The organism is Enterococcus columbae DSM 7374 = ATCC 51263, assembly GCF_000406925.1.
GTDB classification, from domain to species: Bacteria; Bacillota; Bacilli; order Lactobacillales; family Enterococcaceae; genus Enterococcus_E; species Enterococcus_E columbae.
This window is the reverse complement of the sequence record NZ_KE136347.1, coordinates 855,759-866,673: the sequence shown is the minus strand read 5'-3', so window position 1 is coordinate 866,673 and position 10,915 is coordinate 855,759. Positions and strand designations below refer to the sequence as shown.

Below are 10,915 nucleotides of genomic sequence, written 5' to 3'. Positions count from 1 at the left end.
GCTTGGCAACCAGCGACCGTCACCTTTGAAACTGTGATTAGTCCAGTCGTCTCTGGTTATCAGGTCGATAAGCCGAATGCAGGAGGCTTAGAAGCAACGGTTGAACAACCGGATGTAGTGGATGAAGTCAATTATGCGTTAAAAGTTGTGGTTGTACCAACTGTTCAAAAAGGCTCTGTAGATGTGAGTTATTTGGATGAAAAGGGTCAATTATTACCAGGAACAGTAGTCGAATTAATTAAAAATCAGGTGCCAGTTGGTGAAACGTATGTGGTTGAAGTGAAAGCATTTACCGGCTATACCTTCTTAAAACTTGCTGAAGATTCAGCGGCTTTACAAGGAAAGGTTGAAAATACAGTCAAACATGTTCGTTTAGTTTATCAGCAATTGTTGACTCCTGAAGAAGAATCAAAACCGCAATTACCGAATACTGGTGGGAATCCTCAACCGACAGAACCTATTAACGAACCGGTTACCAAAATAAATAAGGATATACCTGTGAGTCAACCGGTAACTGTTCAACCAACGCAAAGCACTGAAAAACAAGCAAGAATGACTAGTAGACAACTACCAAAAACTGGAATGGAAGGAATCAATGCTGCGTGGGGCTTTATATGTTTAGCTTTAGCTGGACTGTTTTATAAAAAAGCTAAAAGAAAAAATGATTAGTTAATGACAGCTGGAGCAAGAATGAGAACCCTTGCTTCAGTTGTTTTTTGAATAATCATTAAAAATAAATGAAATTTTTCACGAAAATTGCTAAATTAGAAAATTCTAATATTTATTTTTTTTGAAAAAAAGGGTATCATAGAGAAGTGAATAATAAAAATAAAAAGGGGTCTGTCGGTGAATACTAATAAACTAGAAAATAGTAATCATAAAGAGGTCATTCAAGAAGAGGTTACTATTCTAACTGAATTATTGGCGGATACAACCAAAAAAATGGTTGGTCAAAGTACGTTTGCATTAATTGAGGAATTAACTCAATTAGCTCAAGAAAAAAAATATTCCTTATTAGAAGAAAAAATCGCAACAATTTCTAATGAGGAAATGGAGGTAGTTGCTCGTTATTTTTCTGTTCTTCCTTTGTTGATTAATATTTCTGAGGACGTTGATTTAGCCTATGAGGTTAATTTGCAAAACAATACAAATCAGACCTATTTAGGTAAGCTATCAACGACGATTGATCAAGTAGCAGTGTCTGAGTCTGCAAAAGAAATTTTAGAGAATTTGAATGTTGTTCCGGTGTTAACGGCGCATCCAACTCAAGTTCAACGTAAGACGATGCTCGGCTTAACGCAACAAATTCACGTTTTATTACGTAAACATCGTGATGTGAAGCTAGGGCTAATTAATCAAGATAAGTGGTATGATGATTTACGAAGACATATCGAATTAATTATGCAAACGGATATGATTCGTGAGAAAAAATTAAAGGTTAAAAATGAGATTACGAATGTTACTGAATATTATGATCGTTCGTTAATTACGGCGATTATCAATCTGGTTAATGAATATAAAAAATTAGCTGCTAAATACGGTATTCAATTAGAACAAGCCAAACCAATTACCATGGGTATGTGGATAGGTGGAGATAGAGATGGCAATCCATATGTGACTGCCGATACATTACGTTTATCCGCAATCACTCAAGGAGAAGTTATTCTAAATTATTATATTCAAAAGATTCAACAGTTATATTTTGCTTTTTCGATTTCTACTTCCCAAGCAAATGTAAGTGCAGCAGTCATTCAGATGGCTGAAAAATCTAAGGATCAATCGGTCTTTCGTGAAAAAGAGTTATATCGTAAAGCGTTTAGTTATATTGAGGAACGTTTACAAAATACATTAGCATTTCTGCTTGATGAAAAAGTAGTCGAGCCAAGATATTTATCTGCTGGAGACTTTCAGGCAGATTTACATGCAATTAAAAAGTCTTTATTGGCTAATAATGGAGAAGCCTTGCTTAAGGGTGACTTCCAAGAGTTGTTATTAGCAGTTGATATTTTTGGCTTCTATTTGGCAAGTATAGATATGCGCCAGGATTCCAGCGTTTTAGAAGCTTGTGTTGCAGAGTTACTTGCAGGTGCGAATATCGAAAAGGATTATAGTTCACTTAAAGAAGAGAAAAAGATTCATTTGCTACTAAAACAATTGGAGGAAGATCCACGAATTTTATCTGCAACGAATGTGGAAAAATCTGAGTTGCTGCAAAAGGAATTGGCTATTTTTACTACTGCTCGTAAGCTAAAAGATCAAATGGGTGAAGAAATTATTAAACAACATATCATTTCTCACTCAGAAAGTGTGTCTGATCTACTTGAATTGGCCATAATGTTAAAAGAAGTTGGTTTATTAGATGAAAATCGCTCACGTGTGCAAATTGTGCCACTATTTGAAACCATTGAGGATTTAGATCAATCAAAACCAATTATGGCGTATTATTTACAATTACCACTTGTTCAACGTTGGCTCGCTCATAATCGTCAATATCAAGAAATTATGTTGGGATATTCTGATAGCAATAAAGATGGAGGTTATTTAGCTTCAGGTTGGACTTTATATAAGGCTCAAAATGAACTAACACAGCTTGGCGAAGAGTTAGGCGTTAAAATTACTTTCTTCCATGGTCGCGGTGGAACGGTTGGTCGCGGTGGAGGTTCATCTTATGATGCGATTACCTCTCAGCCATTTAATTCTATTAAAGATCGGATTCGTTTAACTGAACAAGGTGAGGTTATTGGAAATAAATATGGCAATAAAGATGCGGCCTATTATAATTTAGAGATGTTGATTTCAGCGACACTAGGTCGAATGGTGACACAACGCGTAACGGATGAAACTCAATTGAAGCACTATCGAGTGGTGATGGATCAGATTGCTAAAAATAGCTATCAGTTTTATCGTCAATTAGTTTTTGAGCATCCTGGTTTTTATGACTATTTCTTTGCGGCAAGTCCAATCAGAGAGGTTTCTAGTCTTAATATCGGTTCTAGACCAGCTGCTAGAAAGACCATTACGGATATTAGTGGGTTACGTGCGATTCCATGGGTATTTTCGTGGTCACAAAATCGGGTGATGTTACCTGGATGGTATGGGGTAGGTTCAAGCTTTAAAGCCTTTATAGATGAGGATGAGAACAATTTAGCTCTACTTCAACAAATGTATCAAACTTGGCCATTCTTCCATTCTTTATTATCAAATGTGGATATGGTGTTATCTAAATCGAATATGTACATTGCTCGTCAATATGCATGCTTATGTACGAATGCCAAAGAGCGCGAAGTCTATGATTTATTATTAGCTGAGTGGGAAAAGACACGCGAAGTCATCTTGGCGATAGAAGGGCAAGCTGAACTATTGGCGGATAATAGTTACTTAAAAGCTAGCTTGGATTATCGTTTACCATACTTTAATGTCTTAAACTATGTACAAATTGAATTGATTAAACGGTTGCGCAGTGGTGAGCATAGTGAAAATACTGAGAAATTAATTCATATCACGATTAATGGAATCGCTACAGGTTTGCGTAATTCGGGTTGATCACATAAACGAAAGAGTTGCTAGCCAAATATTAGCAACTCTTTTTTATACAAATTGCCAGTCAGAAAAAGTAGTGTAAAGAAAGGAGGGTATTAATGAGGAAGCAATCGTTTAAATGGAATATTCCAATATTAGGTGGTATAGAATTTTTTAGCTTTTTTGGTATTACGTCATTTTGGCTTTTGTTTTTGAGCCAACAGGGAATGACCTTATGGGAAATTGGTATTTTAGAAAGTATTTTCCATTTGACTAGTCTATTATCTGAAGTGCCTTCAGGGATTCTAGCTGATCGATTTACCTATAAAAATAATCTATTGTTAGGTCGAATAGCGAGTATTATTTCAGCAGGGTTAATGATTGTTAGTCAAGGAAATTTTTGGCTATATGCTTTGGGAATGATTTTCAGTGCTTGGGGCTATAATTTTGATTCTGGGACTAGCCAAGCATTGCTTTTTGAAACTGCTAAAGAGATAGGGTTAGAGAATCGTTATTTAAAATTAACTAGTTTGCTAAATGGAATTTTAGAAGCTACTCGCACATTAGGTATGGTTGTAGCGGGCTTTTTTGTCCATGGGGGATTGATTTATACTTACTATATTCAATTAGTCTTGTCGTTATTATCCATTGTGGGGATTGCTTGTTTGAAAGAGCCTACGATAAAAATGGCTAACGATAATAAGCAAAGTAGTTGGCAAATTTTGCAAATGGTTTATCGTCTATTTAGACAGCAAACAAAATTATTTAGACAAATGTTGGTTATTCAATTGCTGCTCACTATTATTTCTATGTATTATTTTTATTATCAAAATCAATTGCCAAATTTAAAATCTTGGCAAATTAGTGGAATCATGCTGTTTTCAAGTATAGTGAATCTTTTAAGCATTACATTGTCTAATTTGATTGGAAAAAGATATCAAAGTTCATTAATCCTTTGGGTTATGCTATTTTTATCTGGTGGATTATTCCTGATGACTGCTCTACAGCAGGATTGGCTTTATGCGTTGATTTTTTTGATAACAGATGGTTTAGTTGTTTTATTTTATCCAATTTATGAGACTGAATTACAAAACCAGTTTGTCTCAGAGGTTCGTGCAACCATGTTAAGTGTTTATACGATGCTAGGAAGTCTAGCAATGATTTTCTTGTTTCCGTTGATGGGCTGGCTGATTGATTATTTTGGCTTTAATCAAAGTTTTGTTGGTTTAGGTAGTTTGTTGCTAGCGATGGCTATATGGATGAGATGTTCTAAAAACAAGAGAAATGGTGCTAACCCCAAAATCGTCAAATAGACAATTTAAAAATTATTCCTTAATATTTTTATAAAAGATAAAAATCCGAATGTCCAACTTAATTTTTATAAAATGATTGTTGAACATTCGGATTATTTTATTATTCAGTTTTTACATTGGACTTTTGAGTCAGGCTATTTCCTATTATTCACTATAGCTAAAATGAATATCTTTAACCTTGATATTTTGTTTGGCCAATTGGGTAGTTAAATCGGCTTTAAAACCATAGGAAATTTCATCAAAGCTATTAATGACTGATACCGTTGTGTAATCGTCTAGTGATGATTTTACGGTTTTTTCAAAATTTTTAAACAAGGTGGTTTTCATTTTGTCATTCATTTCTTGTTGAAATAATTGACTTGTTGGCACAGATTTCATCATCAAAAACTTGGTTTGATTTTTATCTGTTTTGGTTAAAATCATTTCTCTAGGACCTTGAATAGTAATATCTGCGCTGATATGGAAAAGGTGATTGTCTTTGGTTTCAGCAGCAGCGTTTGGGATAACATAATTAAAGGTAATTTCTTCTTGATTCGCAGCTTTCAATAAGCGATGGTTTGAATAGGAAATCATCCCAATGATACAAAAGGCAATCAGTATAATACAGGTACCTACAATAACTGCTCCTTTAATGATATCCTTCCAAATTAAATCTTTATAGTTCATCTTGTTAATTCCTTGTATCATTTATTTAAGGTTTTACTTACAAAGGGAACCTTATAGAACCTATTTAATCGTTGGTTTATAAATTCAATCAAGCCTGTTGTTTGCTTCAATGACTTTGATAGTCTAACCAATTATTATTATAACAACAAATCCTATTAAAAGATAGTCAAAAAAGCCAAACCTGATTTTATTATATCAAGGTTTGGCTTTTGAGGGTTATTTATTTAAATATTTAACACTTTATTTAAAAAGTCTTTTGTTCGTTCGTTCTGTGGATTTTCAAAAATTTCTTTTGGCGTAGCGTCTTCTAAAATTTTTCCACCATCAGTAAATAGCACGCGGTCAGCCACTTCTTTAGCAAAGCCCATTTCGTGCGTGACGATGACCATGGTCATGCCTTGTTTAGCCAAGTCTTTCATAACATTCAATACATCACCAACCATCTCAGGATCTAGCGCTGAAGTTGGTTCATCAAATAGCATGATATCAGGATTCATAGCTAATGCACGAGCAATTGCTACCCGTTGTTTTTGACCACCCGATAAGCTATCTGGCTTGGCGTCTTTTTTATCCGCAAGACCAACCATATCTAACAAGCGAATGGCATTTTTTTCGGCTTCATCACGAGTTTCTCCTTTTAAATCCATTGGTGCTAAAATAATATTTTCTAGCACTGAAAGGTGAGGAAATAGGTTAAAGTGCTGGAATACCATACCAATATGTTGGCGCACCAAGTTGATATTGGTGTTTTTATCCATTAAATGTGCACCGTCAATGACAATATCACCACTTGTGGGTTCTTCTAAACGGTTTAAGCAACGTAAGAAAGTAGATTTCCCTGATCCAGATGGACCGATAATACAAACGACTTCACCTTCATTAATTGAAACAGAAATATCATTTAAAACAGTATTGTTACCGAATTTTTTTACAAGATTTTGAACAGAAATTTTTTCAGCCATGAATTATTTCACCTTCTTTTCTAATACTTTAGCTAATTTAGTCAATGCAGTAATCACGATTAAATACATAACAGCAATGATGAAGTAAACATCAGCACTTTGTAAAGTACGGGCTACAATAACTTTACCTGTTTGTAGTAATTCAACAACCCCGATTACAGAAATTAAGGTTGTATCTTTTAGAGAAATCACAAATTGGTTAACAAAGGAAGGTAACATAATCTTCACTGCTTGCGGTAAAATGATTTTTTGCATGGTTCGACCATAAGATAAACCTAGGCTTCGTGCAGCTTCAGTTTGTCCAATTGGTACAGCATTAATCCCACCACGAACGATTTCGGCTAGATACGCACTAGCATTTAAGGTTAACGTAATAATTCCGGCAGTAAAGTCTGGAATAGTAAAGCCAATTAATTGTGGAAGACCAAAGAAGATGAAGAAGGCTAAAACCATCATAGGAATTCCACGGATAACATCTACATAGATAGAAGCAATGACACGTAAAGCTTTAATATGTGATACTGAGCATAGACCTAAAAGTACCCCTAAAATCATAGCGAAAGCAAATGAAATTAAAGCAAGTACCATTGTTTTCCATAAACCAGATAATAAGATACCGTAATTATTTTTCAAAATTCCGAATAAACTGGATTCGTCTTTGGTTGATTTTTCATCGGTAGTTGAGCCATCTTTGATGTATTTGCCAACAATTTTATCGTATTCACCTGTACGTTTCATCTCAGCTAAAGCTTCGTTAAACATTTCGATTAGTTCAGGATTTTGGCCTTTTTTCACCGCAAAACCATAAGTACCACCATCTTCACGTTTAATTGGTGTAGCTAAGTCTTGACCTTGAGCAATTGCATAGCCAATTACAGGATAATCATCCATCAATGCATCTACCGCACCAACTTTTACAGCTTCATATAATTGGTCAGCAGTATCGAATTGTTTTACAGTGTAACCATATTTCTCTTGATTGGCTACAATGAAGTCAGCACTTGCCGTTCCAACCTTAACACCAACTTTTTTCCCTTTTAAATCTTTGTAGGCTTTGATTTTATCATTGCCTTTTTTCACAGCTAATTGAATCCCACTTTGGAAATACGGTGTTGAAAAATCAAAACTATTTTTACGTTCATCGGTAATCGTCATACCGGCTATCATTGCATCTGCTTGGTTATTTTCAACTGCCTGAACTGCAGCAGAAAAACCGATAAATTTCATTTCAATATTAAAACCTTGCATTTTGGCAGCACGTTGTAATAAATCAACGTCAATACCAGTATATTGGTTATTACTATCTTGGAATTCAAAAGGTGCGAAGGCAGAATCGCTAGCGATGACATATTTGTCTTTTTTAGGTGTGATTTTCTTCATTTGACCACTGTCAGTTGAACTTTCGCTTTGTCCAGAAGAAATATATTTATCAAGAATTGCTTGGTATTCACCATTAGCCTTTAATTTTTTAAGGCCAGCATTAAATTTTTCTAATAATTCTTGGTTTTGCCCTTTTTTCACTGCAAAACCATAAGAGCTACCTTTTTCTGGTTTGCCAACTAGTTTAAGTGGTTCGCCTTTTGTTACGGCATAACCGATAACTGGATAATCATCAAAAATAGCTTGCGCCGTTCCATTTTTTAAAGCACCGTAGACACCTGTAGCATCATCGTAGGTTTTAATTTTATAACCATATTTCTCTTGATTTTTTTCAAGAAAAGTCGCACTTTCGGTTGACACCTTAGCAGCCACAGTTTTCCCTTTTAAATCGTTGTAGCTTTTAATTGTTTGATCATCTTTTGCTACCGCCATTTGAATACCACTATCAAAGTATGGGGTAGAAAAATCAAAGCTTTTTTTCCGCTCATCAGTGATGCTCATACCAGCAATCATGCCATCAATTTGATTAGATTGTACTGCTTGGATAGATGTATCAAAGCCTAAAGGTCGTAAATTTACCTGAAAGCCCTGATCTTTCGCGATGGCGTTCATTAAATCTATATCAATACCGACATATTGATTTTGTTCATTTTGGAATTCGAAGGGAGCAAATGTAATATCAGTCCCAATTTCATAAGTCTTTTCATCGGCTACCACTTGTTTGTTGCCATAGACAAACAAGCCTAAGAGTATTGCGATGAATGATAACAGAGTTAATCTCTTTTTCATTAAAATAATTCCTCCCAAAAAAATTAAAATTTAAGAAGATTATATATCAAAATTTTCATATTATGCAATAAATTAAGTCAAAAATATAATAAAAAGCACAAAATGAGAAAAAAACGTTAATATTATTAAGTTACATTGGAAACGTATCCGGTTTTGCTAGACAAGTGTAATTGATTAGCGAAAGTATGTTCGGTATGATACAATAGTACGTGCCGATGTTTTTAGTTGAAACAAATCTTTAGTGAAGTAAAAAATCTATATATAAATAGGAAGAAAGAGGGATATGGATGATTGAACGAACTGTTGACAATACCTTTGAATTAATTTCTAAATATGAGCCAGCCGGTGATCAACCCCAAGCGATTGATCAATTAGTGTCAGGAATTAAAGCAAATGTTGCTGAGCAGATTTTATTAGGAGCAACAGGGACTGGGAAAACTTACACCATTTCTCAGGTCATTCAGCGCGTAAACAAGCCAACCTTGGTGATTGCCCACAACAAGACATTAGCAGGTCAGCTTTATGGTGAGTTTAAAGAATTTTTCCCTAATAATGCGGTAGAATATTTTGTTTCTTATTACGACTATTATCAACCAGAAGCGTATGTTCCATCAAGTGATACCTATATTGAAAAGGATGCAAGTATTAATGATGAAATCGATAAATTGCGACACTCCGCAACCAGTGCCTTACTTGAAAGAAATGATGTCATTGTGGTGGCTTCTGTTTCTTGCATTTTTGGACTGGGCTCCCCTATGGAATATCAAAAGCAAGTAGTTTCATTGCGTGTGGGGATGGAGATGAACCGAGATGAATTATTAAAAGCTTTAATCGATATTCAATTTGAACGCAACGACATTGATTTTCAACGTGGCCGTTTTCGTGTTCGTGGAGATGTTGTGGAAATTTTCCCGGCTTCACGTGATGAACGCGCGTTGCGTATCGAATTTTTTGGTGATGAAATTGAGCGGATTCGCGAAATCGATGCATTAACAGGCGAAGTATTTGCCGATACCCAACATTTATCCATTTTCCCAGCTACCCATTTCGTTACTGATGAAAATACCTTGGATGATGCCATTAAAGGGATTGAAGAAGAGCTAGCTTGGCGATTACAAATCCTACGTGACAATAATCAATTATTAGAAGCCCAACGCTTAGAGCAACGGACGAATTATGATATTGAGATGCTAAAGGAAATGGGTTATACTTCAGGAATTGAAAATTATTCTCGTCACATGGATGGCAGAAAAGAAGGAGAACCACCTTATACGTTACTTGATTTCTTCCCAGAGGATTATTTATTAGTTGTGGATGAATCCCACGTAACAATGCCACAAATTCGCGGGATGTATAATGGGGACCGCGCACGTAAGCAAATGTTAGTTGACTATGGTTTTCGTTTACCCTCAGCTTTAGATAATCGACCTTTACGTTTAGAAGAATTTGAAGAAAGAGTGCATCAAATCATTTATATTTCAGCAACTCCAGGTCCCTATGAGATGGCACGTACGGATCATGTTGTCCAACAAATTATTCGTCCTACTGGCTTACTAGATCCATTAATTGAGGTGCGACCAATTATGGGACAGATTGATGATTTAGTTGGTGAAATTAATGAACGAATTGCAAAAGATGAACGGATATTTGTCACTACTTTAACGAAAAAAATGGCTGAAGATTTGACGGATTACTTTAAAGAGTTAGGAATTAAGGTCAAATACTTACATAGTGATATTAAAACATTGGAACGAACCGAAATTATTAGAGATTTACGTTTAGGTGAATTTGATGTTTTAGTAGGGATTAACTTATTAAGAGAAGGGCTAGATGTGCCAGAAGTATCATTAGTTGCGATTTTAGATGCCGATAAAGAAGGCTTTTTACGTAGTGAGCGTTCGTTAGTCCAAACAATTGGTCGAGCAGCGCGTAACGCTGATGGAAAAGTCATTATGTATGCTGATCAAATGACCGAATCCATGCAAAAAGCAATTGATGAAACCATGCGTCGCCGTCAAATTCAAGAAGCATATAATCAGCAACATGGTATCGTGCCTAAGACTATCAAAAAAGAAATTCGTGAGTTAATCTCTATTACCAAAACGGCCAAAACACAAGACAAGCCGTTTGACTTTAAAAATTATCATGAATATAGTAAAGAAGAAAAAGCTTTATTATTAACTAAATTAGAAAATGAAATGAAAGAAGCTGCTAAAGCACTTGATTTTGAGCGTGCAGCGACATTGCGTGATACAATCTTAGAATTGAAAAGTGAATAATGAGGAA

General features: G+C 35.2%; 7 protein-coding genes. 4 read left to right on the top strand and 3 right to left on the bottom strand.

Features of this window, described 5'->3' with window-relative positions; translation table 11 throughout:
- The 3 genes from RK02_RS11980 to RK02_RS04055 all read left to right on the top strand — a co-directional run.
- On the top strand, nt 1-669 hold a 669-nt coding region (locus RK02_RS11980; RefSeq protein WP_016182986.1), incomplete at its 5' end, for a MucBP domain-containing protein.
- A gap of 177 nt (nt 670-846) precedes the next feature.
- The gene (gene ppc / locus RK02_RS04060) at nt 847-3,543 is read left to right on the top strand and encodes a phosphoenolpyruvate carboxylase (protein WP_016182985.1); all 2,697 of its coding nucleotides are present in this window, start codon (nt 847-849) and stop codon (nt 3,541-3,543) included.
- A gap of 95 nt (nt 3,544-3,638) precedes the next feature.
- Complete coding sequence (locus RK02_RS04055; RefSeq protein ID WP_016182984.1) at nt 3,639-4,832, top strand: MFS transporter; 1,194 nt, start codon at nt 3,639-3,641, stop codon at nt 4,830-4,832.
- 144 nt (nt 4,833-4,976) lie between these two features.
- Here RK02_RS04055 and RK02_RS04050 read toward each other — a convergent pair whose 3' ends face one another.
- From RK02_RS04050 to RK02_RS04040, 3 genes are all read right to left on the bottom strand, one after another.
- Nucleotides 4,977-5,498: a hypothetical protein gene (locus RK02_RS04050; protein WP_016182983.1), complete on the bottom strand. Its 522-nt coding sequence runs from the start codon at nt 5,496-5,498 to the stop codon at nt 4,977-4,979.
- A gap of 224 nt (nt 5,499-5,722) precedes the next feature.
- Complete coding sequence (locus RK02_RS04045; RefSeq protein WP_016182982.1) at nt 5,723-6,460, bottom strand: amino acid ABC transporter ATP-binding protein; 738 nt, start codon at nt 6,458-6,460, stop codon at nt 5,723-5,725.
- A gap of 3 nt (nt 6,461-6,463) precedes the next feature.
- Nucleotides 6,464-8,629, bottom strand: a complete 2,166-nt coding sequence (locus RK02_RS04040) for an amino acid ABC transporter substrate-binding protein/permease (protein ID WP_016182981.1) — start codon at nt 8,627-8,629, stop codon at nt 6,464-6,466.
- Nucleotides 8,630-8,916: 287 nt separating this feature from the next.
- Between RK02_RS04040 and uvrB the strand changes: the two genes are divergently transcribed.
- Nucleotides 8,917-10,908 (top strand): excinuclease ABC subunit UvrB, encoded by a 1,992-nt coding sequence (gene uvrB, locus RK02_RS04035; RefSeq protein ID WP_016182980.1) that lies wholly within the window; start codon nt 8,917-8,919, stop codon nt 10,906-10,908.
- The last annotated feature ends 7 nt before the right edge of the window (nt 10,909-10,915 follow it).

What these genes read in the sequence shown, in the direction of transcription:
- RK02_RS04055 (WP_016182984.1), top strand. Translation starts at nt 3,639, where the DNA reads ATGAGGAAGCAATCGTTTAAATGGAATATTCCAATATTAGGTGGTATA.
- RK02_RS04050 (WP_016182983.1), bottom strand. Translation starts at nt 5,498, where the DNA reads ATGAACTATAAAGATTTAATTTGGAAGGATATCATTAAAGGAGCAGTT.
- RK02_RS04045 (WP_016182982.1), bottom strand. Translation starts at nt 6,460, where the DNA reads ATGGCTGAAAAAATTTCTGTTCAAAATCTTGTAAAAAAATTCGGTAAC.
- RK02_RS04040 (WP_016182981.1), bottom strand. Translation starts at nt 8,629, where the DNA reads ATGAAAAAGAGATTAACTCTGTTATCATTCATCGCAATACTCTTAGGC.
- uvrB (WP_016182980.1), top strand. Translation starts at nt 8,917, where the DNA reads ATGATTGAACGAACTGTTGACAATACCTTTGAATTAATTTCTAAATAT.